Origin of the sequence: Neptuniibacter sp. QD37_11 (assembly GCF_047778105.1) — a bacterium.
Lineage (GTDB): Bacteria > Pseudomonadota > Gammaproteobacteria > Pseudomonadales > Balneatricaceae > Neptuniibacter.
This window is the reverse complement of sequence record NZ_CP180552.1, coordinates 1992007-2007738: the sequence shown is the minus strand read 5'-3', so window position 1 is coordinate 2007738 and position 15732 is coordinate 1992007. Positions and strand designations below refer to the sequence as shown.

The 15732-nt window shown below is 44.2% G+C and carries 12 protein-coding genes; 6 read left to right on the top strand and 6 right to left on the bottom strand.

Features of this window, described 5'->3' with window-relative positions:
* The first annotated feature begins 314 nt into the window (after positions 1-314).
* The 3 genes from ACMXYT_RS09185 to cybH are packed head-to-tail and all read left to right on the top strand — an operon-like array spanning position 315 to position 4006.
* Positions 315-1391, top strand: coding sequence for a hydrogenase small subunit (locus ACMXYT_RS09185; RefSeq protein ID WP_415887894.1), 1077 nt, complete (start codon positions 315-317; stop codon positions 1389-1391).
* Positions 1391-3199 (top strand): nickel-dependent hydrogenase large subunit, encoded by a 1809-nt coding sequence (locus ACMXYT_RS09180; protein WP_415898420.1) that lies wholly within the window; start codon positions 1391-1393, stop codon positions 3197-3199. The genes ACMXYT_RS09185 and ACMXYT_RS09180 overlap by 1 nt, the downstream gene beginning before the upstream one ends.
* 48 nt (positions 3200-3247) lie before the next feature.
* The gene (gene cybH / locus ACMXYT_RS09175) at positions 3248-4006 is read left to right on the top strand and encodes a Ni/Fe-hydrogenase, b-type cytochrome subunit (RefSeq protein ID WP_415898419.1); all 759 of its coding nucleotides are present in this window, start codon (positions 3248-3250) and stop codon (positions 4004-4006) included.
* Positions 4007-4098: 92 nt separating this feature from the next.
* On the opposite strand, the gene ACMXYT_RS09170 is transcribed toward cybH, so the two are convergent.
* Entirely contained in the window at positions 4099-4854 is a 756-nt protein-coding gene (locus ACMXYT_RS09170) for a hypothetical protein (RefSeq protein ID WP_415911353.1), read from the bottom strand.
* Positions 4855-4960: 106 nt separating this feature from the next.
* On the opposite strand from ACMXYT_RS09170, the gene ACMXYT_RS09165 reads away from it, so the two are divergent.
* A complete protein-coding gene (locus tag ACMXYT_RS09165) occupies positions 4961-5320 on the top strand; it encodes a VOC family protein (RefSeq protein WP_415898417.1) in 360 nt (119 codons plus the stop codon).
* Positions 5321-5335: 15 nt separating this feature from the next.
* On the opposite strand, the gene ACMXYT_RS09160 is transcribed toward ACMXYT_RS09165, so the two are convergent.
* From ACMXYT_RS09160 to ACMXYT_RS09145, 4 genes are all read right to left on the bottom strand, one after another.
* Complete coding sequence (locus ACMXYT_RS09160) at positions 5336-7087, bottom strand: DEAD/DEAH box helicase (protein WP_415901109.1); 1752 nt, start codon at positions 7085-7087, stop codon at positions 5336-5338.
* A gap of 121 nt (positions 7088-7208) precedes the next feature.
* Positions 7209-8351, bottom strand: a complete 1143-nt coding sequence (locus ACMXYT_RS09155) for a DUF5610 domain-containing protein (protein ID WP_415898416.1) — start codon at positions 8349-8351, stop codon at positions 7209-7211.
* A gap of 158 nt (positions 8352-8509) precedes the next feature.
* On the bottom strand, positions 8510-10495 hold the full coding sequence (locus ACMXYT_RS09150; protein ID WP_415898415.1) for a cation:proton antiporter: 1986 nt from the start codon (positions 10493-10495) through the stop codon (positions 8510-8512).
* A gap of 41 nt (positions 10496-10536) precedes the next feature.
* Positions 10537-11094, bottom strand: a complete 558-nt coding sequence (locus ACMXYT_RS09145; RefSeq protein WP_415911352.1) for a DUF2058 domain-containing protein — start codon at positions 11092-11094, stop codon at positions 10537-10539.
* A 167-nt stretch (positions 11095-11261) separates the two neighbouring features.
* Between ACMXYT_RS09145 and ACMXYT_RS09140 the strand changes: the two genes are divergently transcribed.
* Positions 11262-12254 carry a serine/threonine protein kinase gene (locus ACMXYT_RS09140; RefSeq protein ID WP_415898413.1) on the top strand — a complete coding sequence of 331 codons (993 nt, stop codon included), beginning with the start codon at positions 11262-11264 and terminating at the stop codon, positions 12252-12254.
* A gap of 20 nt (positions 12255-12274) precedes the next feature.
* Here the strand turns inward: ACMXYT_RS09140 and ACMXYT_RS09135 are convergent, their stop codons facing one another.
* The gene (locus ACMXYT_RS09135) at positions 12275-13642 is read right to left on the bottom strand and encodes a diguanylate cyclase (protein WP_415911351.1); all 1368 of its coding nucleotides are present in this window, start codon (positions 13640-13642) and stop codon (positions 12275-12277) included.
* Positions 13643-13757: 115 nt separating this feature from the next.
* Here ACMXYT_RS09135 and ACMXYT_RS09130 point away from each other — a divergent pair, with 115 nt between their 5' ends.
* Positions 13758-15683, top strand: coding sequence for a DNA topoisomerase III (locus tag ACMXYT_RS09130; protein WP_415911350.1), 1926 nt, complete (start codon positions 13758-13760; stop codon positions 15681-15683).
* Positions 15684-15732 lie beyond the last annotated feature (49 nt).

Here is a 15732-nt window from a genome sequence, read left to right as displayed (position 1 = left end):
CAAATCCATCTTATCTCTTCGACGCTTTTTAGATATTGATGTCAGTCAATAAACATATGTCTAAAATACATCTAAATGACCTCAGACTTTATAAGTGTTAAGGGATTAACCATTTTATCTGGATGAGTGGTTAGTCTTTATCCCTCTCTAAATCTTAACCTGCAAATAAGTTGTTGAAAAACAAGAATAATATTTTTGGCCCGAACTTTGCCAATAGATGACTGAACAAAAAAATAAAAATGTTACACGTAGTTATGCATAGCTAATCAAAGATGAGGGCATAGCTGTGGTGGCTGGCATTGGCGGAGAGACATATGTCACAAATTGAAACCTTCTATGAGGTTATGCGACGTCAGGGTATTACGCGTCGTAGCTTCCTGAAATATTGTAGCTTAACGGCTGCAGCCTTAGGTTTAGGGCCAACATTTGCACCTAGAATTGCGCATGCAATGGAAACCAAAGAGCGTACACCGGTAATCTGGTTGCATGGTTTAGAGTGTACTTGCTGTTCTGAATCGTTTATTCGTTCGGCTCACCCGTTGGTAAAAGATGTTGTTCTATCCATGATCTCTTTGGATTACGACGACACCTTGATGGCTTCAGCTGGCCACCAAGCGCAGGAAATCCTTTATGAAACGATGGAAAAATATAAAGGTAAATACATCCTTGCCGTAGAAGGTAACCCGCCATTAAATGAAGATGGTATGTTCTGTATCTCCGGTGGTAAACCTTTTGTTGAAAAACTGAAGTATGCAGCCAAGGATGCTGCTGCCATTATCGCATGGGGCTCTTGTGCATCTTGGGGCTGTGTTCAAGCTGCACGTCCAAACCCAACCCAAGCGGTACCTATCCATAAAGTTATTACTGATAAACCAATTATCAAAGTACCAGGTTGTCCTCCAATCGCTGAGGTAATGACCGGTGTGATCACCTATATGCTGACCTTCGGCAAAATGCCTGAACTAGACCGTCAAGGTCGTCCAAAAATGTTCTACAGCCAGCGTATTCACGATAAGTGTTATCGCCGTCCACACTTTGATGCAGGCCAGTTCGTAGAAGAGTGGGATGATGAAGGCGCACGTAAAGGTTACTGCCTTTATAAAGTGGGGTGTAAAGGCCCAACTACTTATAACGCTTGTTCAACTGTACGTTGGAATGAGGGTGTCTCTTTCCCAATTCAGGCCGGTCACGGTTGTATTGGTTGTTCTGAAGATGGTTTCTGGGACAAAGGTTCGTTCTATAACCGTTTAACCGATATTCATCAGTTTGGTATCGAGAAAAATGCAGATGAGATTGGTATGGCTGTAGCGGGTGGTGTTGGTGCCGCTGTTGCTGCGCATGCGGCGGTAAGTGCGGTTAAGCGTGCTCAGCATAAAGGAGATCAGGAATAATGAATAAGCCATTTAATGCGAGTGATTTAGATAACAGTGGCCGACGCATTGTTGTAGACCCTGTAACCCGGATTGAAGGACATATGCGTTGTGAGGTGAATGTTGATGAAAACAACGTTATTCGTAACGCTGTATCAACAGGCACCATGTGGCGTGGCCTCGAAGTGATTCTTAAAGGTCGTGATCCACGTGATGCTTGGGCCTTTGTTGAGCGAATTTGTGGCGTTTGTACAGGTACTCATGCTTTGACATCGGTACGTGCGGTAGAAGATGCTTTAGGCATTCAGGTGCCTTTGAATGCACACCTTATCCGTCACATGATGGATAAAACTCTACAGATTCACGATCACATCGTACATTTTTATCATCTACATGCGTTGGACTGGGTGAATCCAGTTAACGCTCTTAAAGCCGATCCTAAAGCTACCTCTGAACTACAGCAGATGGTCTCTCCTCATCATTCGAAATCTAGCCCAGGCTATTTTAAGGATGTACAAACGCGCCTTAAAAAGTTTGTTGAAAGTGGCCAACTAGGACTGTTTGCTAACGGCTATTGGGATAACCCTGCTTACAAACTTCCTCCAGAAGCCGATTTGATGGCGGTTGCTCATTATCTTGAAGCACTTGATTTCCAAAAAGAGGTGGTAAAAATTCATACCATCTTCGGTGGTAAGAATCCGCATCCTAACTACATGGTGGGCGGTGTTCCATGTGCAATTAACTTGGATGATGTTGGTGCTTCAGGCGCGCCAATCAATATGACTAGTTTGAACTATGTCTTAGAGCGTATCCGTGAAGCGCAAGAGTTTACTAAGAACGTATACATCCCTGATGTTATGGCAATTGCTGGTATCTACAAAAATTGGTTATACGGTGGTGGCTTAGCTTCAGAGAACCTTCTGTCTTATGGTACTTACACTCAAGTGCCATATGACAAATCTACAGATCTGCTTCCTGCTGGTGCGATTGTTAATGGTAACTGGGATGAGGTTCACCCTGTTGATGTGCGTGATCCAGAGCAGATTAAGGAGTTTGTTGATCACTCTTGGTACCGCTACGAAGGTGAGAAACAGGGCTTGCACCCATGGGAAGGTGAGACAGAGCCTAGTTTTGAGCTTGGCCCTAACACAAAGGGTACCAAAACAGATATTAAAGAACTGGATGAATCTGCTAAATACAGCTGGATTAAAGCACCGCGCTGGCGTGGTCATGCAATGGAAGTGGGGCCTCTTGCTCGATATATCATTGCTTATGCTTCTGGTACTGAGCACGTTCAGGAGCAGGTTGATCGCTCTTTATCTGAATTCAATCAGTCTACGGGCTTAGATTTGGGTATTAAACAGTTCTTACCAAGTACATTAGGCCGAACATTGGCACGTGCACTGGAGTGTCAGCTTTGTGCGGATACTATGTTGGATGATTGGTACCAACTGGTTAACAACATTAAAGCGGGTGATAGCTCGACTGCCAATGTTGAGAAATGGGATCCAAGTAGTTGGCCAAAAGAGGCAATGGGAGTTGGCATTAACGAAGCTCCTCGCGGCGCTTTGGGTCACTGGATCAAGATCAAAGATGGCAAAATCGAGAACTATCAAGCAATCGTTCCTACCACTTGGAATGGTTCGCCTCGTGATAGCAAAGGTAATATTGGTGCATTTGAAGCTTCCTTGCTGGATACACCAATGGAGCGTCCTGATGAGCCGGTTGAAATTCTTCGCACCCTTCATAGTTTTGACCCATGCCTTGCGTGTTCAACACACGTGATGTCTGAGGATGGTCAAGAGCTGACTAAGGTGAAAATTCGATAAGAATAGTGGCGCTGTTGATTCAGCGCCTAAATTCAGGAGGTTATTTATATGACTGCATCGGTTAAACCTAATAAGTCAGATAAAGCTCAGGAAGTCGCTTCAGATCAAGTTGTCGGCGAGCCAGTTATTACCCGTAAACAGACTGCTGTTTATGTGTATGAAGCACCATTACGTTTATGGCACTGGGTCACTGTCTTTTCGATTATCACGCTTTGTGTAACGGGCTATTTTATTGGTGTTCCTTTACCAACGATGCCGGGTGAAGCTATCGATAACTATCTGATGGGTTACATCCGCTTTGCACATTTCACGGCGGGCTATATCGTAACTATCGGATTTCTTGGTCGTATCTATTGGGCGTTCGTGGGTAACCATCATGCACGTGAACTGTTTGTGCCGCCGTTCTTTAGCGGTAAATTCTGGAAAGAAGCATGGCATGAGGTACGCTGGTATCTGTTCTTGGAGAAGACTCCTAAGAAATATATCGGTCACAATCCACTGGCTCAGGTGGGGATGTTTTTCTTCTTCGTGCTCGGAATGATGTTCATGATCGTCACAGGATTTGCTTTATACGGTGAAGGCCTGGGTCAGGACAGTTGGGCAGATACATTGTTTGGTTGGGTTATCCCGCTCATGGGGCAAAGCCAAGATGTACATACTTGGCATCGCCTAGGTATGTGGTATCTGATCACGTTTATCTTGATCCACGTTTATGTGGCGATTCGTGAAGATATTATGTCGCGCCAGAGTCTGATCTCGACCATGATTGGTGGATGGCGAATGTTTAAGGATGACCGTCCAGATTAATATTCTGGTAAACGAGTCACTGGAAACCGGGCAATGACCCGGTTTTTTTATCTGAAGGTGATGATCGTAGGTACGTTAAAGCTACAAAGCCGCTAACGCCAGTGAATCCAGTATGAGTATTCAATTCGGTTTGAAAGATTAAGCGTTTTTTGAAAGTCAGGACTGGGGGAGTCTGAACATTGAAAACCAGTAAATTCAGGTTCGCTCCAGCCGGTCATTCCTCCCATATAATCTCTGCGATAGCCCCAATGGCCACAAGATAAAACAGTATCGAATTGGCTTTCTCTTTCACATACAGCACAGGTTTCAAACTTAACCTCAATATCTTGACCTTCAATCCCCCAGCTATCGGAAACATAGGGTGTGTCATAAAGTGCGACAGCAGAGTCTCGGTACGGCCGACCTTGCCAAGGTTTATCTGAATCATCTATGGGTGTTTGATGTAGGCCGTAACCGTGCTCAAGAGGGGCGCTGTCATAAAAAGGGTTGGTGAATTGATCGGGTACATCAATCTGAATGTTTTTCTCTCCGGGTAGTAGTTTGGCTGTTGTTGTGCGAATTTGTAATAGCCTAAAGCGATCGCAATCAGCCAGATTTAAACCATCCACCTGCCCACTAAAGTTATTTTTTAAATGAATTTCGATACCTATCCCAGTGGCGTTGTCACTCGCAATGTAGTGAGCATTTCTTCGACTACTGTGATACCAAGGTTTGGAAAGGATCAGTGAACCAATCGGCTCATTTTTAAAAGTAACGGGGCAGGTTTGTCCTTCGACCAATTCTGCAGCCGCGAGGAAATTTGAAGTTATTAACATGGTAACTGTTGTAATAAATACCTTGTATGTCATTCTTACTCCAATCAGATCAGACTGAATTGGTTGCTTTTAACGAAGGTATATACAAAGCATAGACGCTTTTTGGGTTTTGCAAGTTTTCAAATCAAGAGGATGTGAAATGAGTTCTGCGCACAATCAAATTAATTACATTGAGTTACCGGCTAATAATTTAGGAGGCACTAAGCGCTTTTACTCTGACCTTTTTAACTGGAAGTTTACCGACTATGGGCCTGAATATAGCGCTTTTGAAGGCGCAGGATTAGCGGGTGGTTTTTATAAAGCTGATCTGAAATCCAATTCAAGTAATGGTGCTGCACTGGTGGTTTTGTATAGTACAAACCTTGAGGCGAGTCAGGCGCTAATTGAATCAGCTGGTGGTGAGATCAAAGTACCAATTTTCAGTTTTCCCGGCGGGCGACGTTTTCATTTTCTTGATCCAAATGGCAATGAACTGGCTGTTTGGTCAGATCAAGAATAAAGCTGTGATATCAATTTAAAGCTGGTTAGCTTTACGATATCGACCTTGGTAATCAAATATTCTCTCTTGCACACGCCAATAGTGTTTTTGCTCACGTCCAATGACAAAATCTGGTGCAACTAGAAGTGATTCATAAGCTATCGCTTCTTCTATGTTTGAAAAGTTTTGGGGTGCTTGCCTATTCGCAACCCGGCGCCCAAATATTTCATTAAAGCGCTTTAACTGGGCAGGCTTAGCAAAATCGAAGCTCTCCTTCAGTTCTTCGCCTTCTTCGCCATGATAAATGACCTGAAGCTTGGACTGATTCTGGATCAACGATAACCCAGCACATCGGATCACCATGGCATCTTTCAGTTTCAGTGCATCTTTTAATTGATCGTCTGGGTCGATAATCGCTTTATTGCACTGGTGACATTTACGGGCAGCGATATCATTTTCAGCATTACAGTGAGGGCATTCTTTAAATCGAAAGCGAAAATCACACTGCTCTGAAGGCGTGTCACTTTCGTCGCTTTCAAGCAGACCTTTGCAGCGTCGGCCATGATGCTCAATTACTTTGCCATCGCTGTCTGTTTTACCCCAAAAGATATTGGCAAAGCCACAGGAAGGGCAAAATACTTGTACCGGTTCGGAATCCGGGGAAGGACGTTTTTCACCCACTTCCGGATGATGCAGGTTATAGTTATTGCCTGCGTAGTCGATGACTAAGCAATCTTTCTTTCCAGGGGCGAGCCTCAGACCGCGCCCAACAATCTGTTGATACAGGCTAACAGATTCGGTGGGCCTTAAAATTGCAATTAAATCGACATGGGGAGCATCAAATCCTGTCGTAAGAACGGATACGTTAACCAGATACTTTATTTTCTTAAGCTTGAAGTCACTGATCAAGCGGTCTCTATCTTCGCTGGTGGAGGAACCAGTGATCAAAGCGGTTTGATCTTCGGGAAGGTAAGTGCTGATCTCTTTGGCGTGATCAACTGTTGCTGCAAAGATCATCACGCCTTGGCGATCTTGAGCACGTTCAATTATTTGTTCAATGATCGCCCTAGTGACGCGATTGTATTTTGTTAGTAGATTATTGATATCTTTTTCAGCATAAGTGCCAAATGCAGTTTGATCTAAGGCTGAAAAGTCATATTGCGCGATTGCTGCATCTTCCATTTCTGGAGGAGTTAAGTAGTTACGGCTAATCATGTAACTGAGCGGGAGTTCGTAGATGCAGTTACGAAATGGTTTTTCCTGCTCGCTTCTAACAAAACCACGATAATGCTGCTGATAGATCCAGCCCATCCCCATTCTGTAAGGCGTAGCTGTTAACCCAAGCACTTTTAGGTTGGGATTGATCTCTTGGAGTTTGCTGATGATTCGTCCGTATTGGCTATCTTCGTCGTCATTAATGCGGTGGCACTCGTCGACGATCAGTAACGAATATTCGTTATTAAAAAGATCAATATTCGCTGCTACAGATTGCACACTGGCAAACGTAACCTGTTTTTCGATCTCTTTGCGATTCAAGCCCGCTGCAAAAATACCACCTTCTAAACCATAGCCTTCATACTTAGCGTGATTTTGCTCAACCAACTCTTTGACATGAGCTAGCACCATAATTTTTTTACGTGCTAAGCGAGCAAGCTCTGCTATAACAAGGCTTTTGCCGGCGCCCGTTGGTAGTACGATAACAGCAGGATCGTTTGATTTGCGAAAGTGATTTAATGTCGCATCAACGGCTTCTTGTTGATAGGGGCGTAGGGAAAAGGAGTTGGCCATTGTCATTAAAGATCAATAATAGATGGAAGAATAATACTCTAAGTATTTATAAAAAACCTAAAGATAAAAAAACCGGCCTAAGTAGGCCGGTTTAAAGTATCGCAGCGATTAAGAAGGGGGGTTAATCGTCTGCGTCGTCCTGATCAAACCGGGTCATAAGGTCACGCAAAAGACCGAAGTTATCATCCAGTTTGCTCTGGGATTCTTCATCAGCATCTTTGTAGCGGATATCTTGATGAATCAAGCTGTCCAATAGATCTACCCCGAATAATGAACTGTCTTCTAAGAATGCCATGGCTGGGTTAGCAACCAAATTATCGAAGTTGTTCATCATCTGGCCTAAGTGGCGGCCATTATTGCCTAATGGGTTATCTAGTTGTTGCACTTGCTCATAAGCAGCTACCGCTGAGTAACTTGCTGATTGAGTCATAGTTACATTCAAGTTCATCAACTCGGATTTGTCCATTTCAAATTCAGCTGCTTGTTCAAAAGCGTCTTGAACATCACCGCTGAAGAAGTCTTCGGCAATAAGATTGATATCCTGAATTAGGGTTGTCAGCGCGTCTAACTCGTCTTCGTTTAGATCACCCTCAACACTAAAGCTATAGCTACTGCTGGCGGTACGCTCAAGGCCGAAAGATACAGCGCTACTGTTACCGTCAGAGTAGGCGCCTAAAGAGGCTGTTTGACTTGCTTCACTGTTGAAACGAATTGAAACTTTGTCTCCTTCCTGGGTCATGACATCAAGGGAGAAAGACTCAGCTTTTGAATAACGTTCAGCAGCAGAGATAGAAGTCTGGCGTGTGGACGCTGTTTCGTTGGTAGGCGCAAGGCCGGCCAGCGCTTCGAACGTCAGATCTTTGGTTTGCTCGATTGTTGCGGAGATATCAGGGGTTAACATATTGAGATCTTCTAGAATCTCAGTTGCTTCTTTAAAGCCTTTTTCTACACCTGAAACGGCCGCTTTATACATACGATCTAGGTCAGCATCAGACGCTCCGCGGGCACGGGCTTGTTCAAGGCCTTGTGCTACAAAGTCGGAGATACGTGATGCAACTTTTTCCGGAGAGTAATCATTAGCGTCGAGACTTTTCATCTCTGATGCACTCATACCCGGAATGTTTTCTGCTAGTTTGGCTACTAACTTATCTGCCGCAGATGCAGAACGACCGTTGCTATCTTTACCATCAGCAAACCCGCCCGTAACCAGTGTTTCCTGGCGAACCTGAGAGTAGGCTGCTTGGCTGCTTAATAGAACTTGCACGGTGTTTTCCTCCACAGACAAAAAAGGATCAAATGATCCCATTGTTTTAGTTGTACTACTAAATATAAGAGGGTTATCGACGTTTTGTTGAGAGACTTTAATAAAAAGCGTAACTAATGAAATTGTTTCATCTAAAGGTTAGAGGGAAAAAGTAAAAACTACTTCCCATCTAGGATGATCGATTCCGCGATTTCAATCTTATCATTCGGCCCTTGAAGGATGATGATATCTCCCTGCTGTATATGTGTATCGCCACTTGGGCTGTGTTCAGATTGATCACCACGACGGATCATTGCCACAGAGACTTGGTGCTTTGATAAAGGAATATCTCGCAGAGTTTTACCAATCGACTTGCAGTTATTTTCAATTTGAACGGGATGCAGTATCTCTTTCATACGGCCTTTACTATCAATTTTTTCGGAATGCTGGCCGTGATAGTAGCCATGTAGAAGGTTGTACCTTTCTGCGCGTACTTGATTTATTTGTTGTTCAATTTGTTGATGGTTGATACCCAGCATAGACAGAACATGGGAAACCATCATTAAGCTGCCTTCCAAAGCTTCAGGAATAATTTCGGTGGCTCCAGCATTCTGAAATGCTTCGATCTGAGAATCATCCCGTGTTCTAACCAAAATAGGTAAAGTCGAGAAGCGGGTACGTATATGCTTAAGCGCTTGCATCGCTGTTTCGGCTTCGGGAAAACTAAGGATCAACATCCGCGCACGGTCAGCACCAACAGCGGCCATCACATCATCTCGTTTGGCATCACCAAAACAGATGTGTTCGCCTGCTGTAGCAGCTTCCATTACACGCACCGGATCATTATCTACGACAATGTATGGGATGTTTGCTTGGTCTAAGAAGCGCGCGATGATCTGACCCACACGGCCAAAGCCACAGATAATCACATGTTTATCTAAATTATGCGGATTTAGCTGGCTGGCATCAGGCAATTTCTGTTGTGGTGATTCAATCGGATCATCTTTGTGCAACCAACGGCTCAGGCTGTAAGTGTGGTTCATCAAAATCGGCGTGACGATCATGCTGATGATGATCGTAGACACAACAATAGTATTGATATCAGGCTCGATCAGATTATTACCTAAGGCTAAAGCCAATAAGGCAAAACCAAATTCACCGCCTTGGCTAAGGCTGAGGCCTGCTCTTAAGGCATTTGCCGGGTCTTTATGCAGTAGCGTACCGAGAAGAGTAATAATAAAAGTCTTTAACAGAATTAAGCTAACACTGAACAGGATAATCCAATACCAGCTGTCGATTAGAGCAGATAGATCTAATTGCATCCCGACAGAGACAAAGAACAGCCCTAAGAGTACATCTCTGAATGGGCGTATATCGGCTTCTAGTTGATATCTGTAACGACTCTCACCCAACATCATTCCTGCTAAGAATCCTCCGAGGGCCATAGATAAACCAGCAGCGTGCGTAATCCAAGCGGCTAAAAGGGCAGCCGCCAGTGTCGTCAAAACAAACACATCGCTGGAACCGCTGCGTGCTGATTCATGGAACAGCAATGGCATCACAATATGGCCAACCAGCAATAGGATTATGAGTAGTGTTGAGCCCTCAAGTAGCATCAATGCGACTTCGGCACTGTCTATCTCTGTTGCCGAACTACTGAGTGTCGGGACAACGATTAGGAAGAATACAGCCGCTAAGTCTTGGAAGATTAAAGTACCAACTGAAAGCTGGCCATGAGGGCTGTTGAGTTCGTCACGCTGAATCAGCTCGCGGCTTACAATCGCTGTAGATGATAGGGCGAGTGCACCGGCGATAACTAAAGAGGTGGTTTGCGGCAGGCCAAAAAGGTGGCAGATTGCCATCAAACAGGCAGCGGTGATAATGACCTGCAAACTGCCTAGACCGAATACAGCCTTGCGCATGGCAAACATACGCGAGACTGAGAACTCTAAGCCGAGCATAAAGAGTAAAAAGACAACCCCTAGTTCACTGAGTAGCTCAATGCTATGGGTGTCTTTGACGACCCCTAAACTATAGGGGCCAACAATAGCGCCAACACTTAAGTAGGCAAGGAGAGGCGGGAGTTTGATGCGCCGAAACAGGGTTGTGGCAACAACGGCACAACATAAAATGACCAAAAATTGCTCGAAAAAACCCTGTGACATGCGTATCCCTTACTACATGAAGACGCTGTTGATGTGCAGAATTACCACATCAGGTCGTCTGGAATCTTATAATCCGCGTACGGATCATCTTCTTCTGGTTCTTCTTCCGGTTGAACACGAATAACGTAATTAGGCAGACGTTGCTCAATTTTCTCTGCAAATTTATCCGGGATCAGGTAAAACTTTTCATCTAACGCAGCGATTGCTACTTGGCCGCGGAACAGTTGCCCTTGAATGAGCGAAGTTACATACATAGTTTTAACTTTATTATCGTATACAAAGTTGTAACTTACTTCGGCATCTTCGGGCAGCTCGATCTGTTGCTGTATGATCATCTGACGGCATTGCGCTTCAATCTCTTTGTTGCGGCGCTCTTCGTCTCGTTGACGATTCAGTTCACGATCATGCTCTTGCTTAGCTTTACGCTGTTCTTCTAGCGCCTGCTTTTTCTCTGCTTGCGTATCAACAACCTGCTGGCCGGATTTGCGTGCCTTTTTGGCTTTTTTGTTTTGCTTACGCTTTTCAGTATCTGCTTGCTTCGCTTTTTTCTGGTCAACCAGTCCCATATTTAGCAACTGATCTTTAAGTGAACCTGCCATAACTTACTCGTAATACTCCTGTTGGTTATTATTGGAACTATAACAAAAGTTCACGCTACTATTTAAAAAATAACGGAAAATAGGACAAATCTATTAGGAATATCACTTGTTCACCTATGGGCTAAAGCGTACCCTGCACCTGCAATTATTTTATAGCTGGATTTTTTATGTCTGAACATGATCTAACACACCCTTTTGAGCGGTTAACGCCATCATTCTTGATGGATGCGGTTGAGAGTCAAGGGCATTGGTGTGACGGTCGTACGTTTCCTCTGAATAGTTACGAGAACCGTGTTTATCAGGTGGGCATAGAAGATCAAGAGCCGATGATTGCCAAGTTCTATCGCCCTCAACGTTGGAGTCGAGAGCAGATTCTAGAAGAGCATGAGTTTAGTTTCGATTTAGCGGAGCAATCTCTGCCTGCTGTGACCCCTTGGTGTAATGAAAAGGGGGAAACCCTGTTTGATTATGAAGGGTTTATGTTCGCTTTGTTTCCTCGCAGAGGAGGGCATGCTCCTGAACTCGATAACCTTGATAATCTTTTTACGCTAGGCCGTTTATTGGGCCGTATGCATCTGGTGGGCGCTTCGAAAAAATTTGATCACCGACCGACTTTGACCAGTCAGACATTTGGCCATGACAGTGTTGCATTCTTAAGTGATCGGTTTATTCCGGCAGAGCTTAAACCAGCTTACGATTCCGTTGCTAGAGATCTTCTTCAGGGTGTTGATGAGATCTTAAAAGCGTGTGGTGAGATAGAACATATTCGTGTTCATGGTGATTGTCATTCAGGCAATATGCTATGGCGTGATGATGCCCCTCATTTTGTTGATTTTGATGATGCTCGTATGGCACCTGCGATGCAGGATATTTGGATGCTGCTCTCTGGTGATCGACATGAACAGACGCAACAGTTGTCTGAAATAGTCGATGGCTACAACGAGTTTTACGATTTTAAACTCAAAGAGCTACGTTTGATCGAAGTCCTCCGAAGTTTACGAATTATGCATTACAGTGCATGGCTTGGCCGCCGCTGGGAAGATCCAGCATTCCCTTATAGCTTTGGTTGGTTTAATACCGAGCGTTACTGGGGTGAGCATATTCTTCAACTACGTGAGCAATTGGCGTTACTAAATGAAGAGCCTTTAAAGATTCTCTAAGCTTAATTTTGAGTAGGATATTAAAGCTGCTTGGTCGCTATAACTATATTTCGACCACGATCTTTAGCTAAGAAGAGGGCATCGTCAGCACCGCTGACTAGCTGGTCATAATTAGTGTAGTTAGAATCCAAGGTGGCGCAGCCTAGGCTTGCTGAAAGCGTATGATATGCGCCACGTAGTTTTATTTTGGTATTCAGCGCCTTTCTAATTCTTTCTGCACAAATTTGAGTGTCAGCCTCGTCGCTATGAGGCAACAAAACAATAAACTCTTCACCTCCGTAACGTGCTGCAATATCTCCCACTCTTAAGGTTGATTCTATTATTTTGGCCGACTTCTGAAGCACATAATCTCCCGCTTGATGTCCATAGTTATCGTTAATCTGCTTAAAAAAATCTAAGTCGATCATGATGATCGATAAGGGTAGTTGATATCTTTGTGCTCGTTGTATTTCTGTATCTGCAAGTTCTCTGAAATGTTGCCTATTAAAGAGTGATGTAAGGGGATCACTAATTGAGCGTTGATAGGTTTTATTGAGTAGGCTACATGTAAACCCGCTTAGTAAGCCGAGAATCAGAGAGCCAAGGGCTGCCCAGCCGGTTAAATATGGCATCGGTATGTCATGGACATGGTCATCATTATCGAGTCGTGCCGACAGTTGCCAAAAACCACCAGGGACTTCTATGAAACTACTAAGATACTCCTCTTCGAATACTGAAGAGGAACCAAAGAATACATCTCCTTGCTTGCCTTTTGCATCACTTCCGCGAATAGCGTAGGTAGCCAGCTCATCGCTTAGAGCTAGCCCCGTCTCTTTGAATATCCTATCTAAATCTATGATTATTGTGATGAAACCCCAGAACTTAGTTTCAGTGCCTTCACGGTTGTAAAGGGGTTGTCTAGCAATAACACCTCGTCCGCCTTGAACTAGATCTAGTGGGCCGGCCATGATCATCTCTTTCATCGCTATGGATCGCTCCACCACTTCTTTTTGTTCAGGGATTTTTCGTAGGTCCAATCCAAGCACTTTATTGCCATCAATGATGGGATAAATATGCTTAACGATTGCATCGGGAGCCAATTGAGCTTGTCGAATGGTTGTTCTAGTGGACAAAAATCGTGTGGTTAAAATCTGAAAGTCGTTCTCATCTATATCGTTTTGTAGCAGAAGCAGTGATTCCAAAGCTTCGATAATGATAAGGTTGTCATCCAGCGCGAGCTGTATGCGCGAAGTGAGATAATTGATTCTAGCTTCAACCTGCGCTTTATCTTGTTGATCATGGATATTGTGATCTAAGTTAACCAGCCATCCAGTCGTGACAAATGCACATGCGGTGACGATTAGGCCGACCAGCCAAGGTAAACAAAATCGAAGTGTAAATTTCTGCATGTTCTGAACACACCACTGCAAATTTCGGTGAATATACATAAGCGTAGCTGTTTTTTCTGGAATGACAGGAGTGTTTAGATTACTCTTGGACTGTTTTTATATACAGTGTTTTAGTATGCGTTTATTCATAGCCGAAAAGCCAAGTTTAGGACGAGCCATTGCCGATGTGCTACCTAAGCCATTGAAAAAAGAAGAGGGTTGTATTCGCGCCGCTAATGGTGATGTGGTTAGTTGGTGTTTCGGTCATCTTCTGGAACTGGCTGAACCGGGCGAGTATGACCCGCGTTTTAAACAGTGGAATCTACAGCACCTTCCCATTGTCCCTTCTGAATGGAAGATGCAGGCCAAGCCAAAAACGCGTAAACAGATAGCGTTACTAAGAAAACTCTGTAAAGAGGCCGAAGAGCTTGTTCACGCAGGCGATCCTGATCGTGAAGGGCAGCTGTTAGTTGATGAAGTAATCGATTTCCTGAAACTGCCCCAGTATAAGCGCCAAAGCATGAAACGCTGTCTGATCAGTGACCTCAACCCAAGTGCTGTGAAAAAAGCGATTGCGCAGTTAAGAGATAACCGAGAATTTATCCCTCTTTCTGTATCCGCTTTGGCACGGAGTCGAGCAGATTGGCTTTACGGTATTAATCTAACGCGTGCATATACGTTGCAAGGGCAATCTGCGGGTTACCAAGGGGTTTTATCGGTCGGACGGGTACAGACACCTGTATTGGGATTGGTGGTAAGACGTGATCAGGCGATCGATGACTTCAAAGCCAAGCCATTTTATGAGGTCTTAGCTCATCTCAAGGCTGATAACGAAGAGAGATTTAAAGCTAAATGGCAGCCGAGTGACGCTTGTCAAAAATGGCAGGATGAAGAAGGGCGAGTGCTCTCTAGACCATTAGCGGAAAACGTTGCTGGGCGTATTACAGCTAAACCGGGCGAAGTAACTGCTTTAGAGAAAAAGCCTAAAAAGGCAGGGGCTCCACTCCCTTACAATTTATCTGCGTTGCAAATTGATGCGAATAAACGTTTTGCTTTATATGCACAGCAAGTTTTGGATACATGCCAGAGTTTGTATGAAAAACATAAGCTAATTACTTATCCGCGTTCGGACTGTCGCTACTTACCCCAAGGCCATTTTGCGGAGGGCGCTAAAGTATCGTCAGCTGTCTTTAAGCATTGCCCGCAGTTTCAACCGCATCAAAGCCTGATTGACTTAAACAAAAAGGGAAAGGCTTGGAACGATCGTAAAGTTGAAGCCCATCATGCGATTATTCCGACTAGTAAAACTGTAGATTTCACTCGCCTGAATAAAACAGAGCAGCAAGTATATGAGCTGGTAGCTAGGCAGTATCTGATCCAGTTTATGCCAGATCATCGCTATTCAGAAACGCGAGTCGAGGTGTTGATTGAAGGCGGTAGGTTTACTGCTTCCGCTAAACAAGTACTCGATGTCGGCTGGAAGGTCCTGTTTGGTAAAAAAGAGGGCGAACATGATCAAGTACAACTTCCTAATCTCTCTGTTGGACAGCCCCTCTATTGTGAGCAAGGAGAAGTCATAGATAAAGAAACCCAGCCACCAAAGCCTTTTACCGATGCAACCCTTTTAGCAGCCATGACAGGTATTGCGCGATTTGTTGAAGATACCGATGTTAAAAAGGTGCTTAAGGAAACCGATGGCCTAGGCACAGAAGCGACAAGAGCGGGAATCATCGAATTACTGTTTAAGCGGGGCTTCTTACAGCGTCAGGGTAAAACTATTCGGAGTACCGAAGCAGGCCGAGCGCTAATTAATAGCCTCCCAGATAACGCGAGTAAGCCTGATATGACAGCTCGTTGGGAGGCTTCATTGAATGATATCAGTGAGCAGAAGTTAAATTATCAAACATTTATGCAGCCTTTGACTGATGAGATCTCTTTGATGATTCAGAAGGCGAGCAGTATGGATGTGCAACTGCTACGTAATATCAAACAACAGCCGAAACCTGCTTATAAGAAAACACGTAGAAGGAAAGCCAAACCCAAGGCTAAATCCAAAGCTTAAGGTGAATAAAGTTATCTTGTTGGCCAGTTAATCTATTTAGGGTTTATCT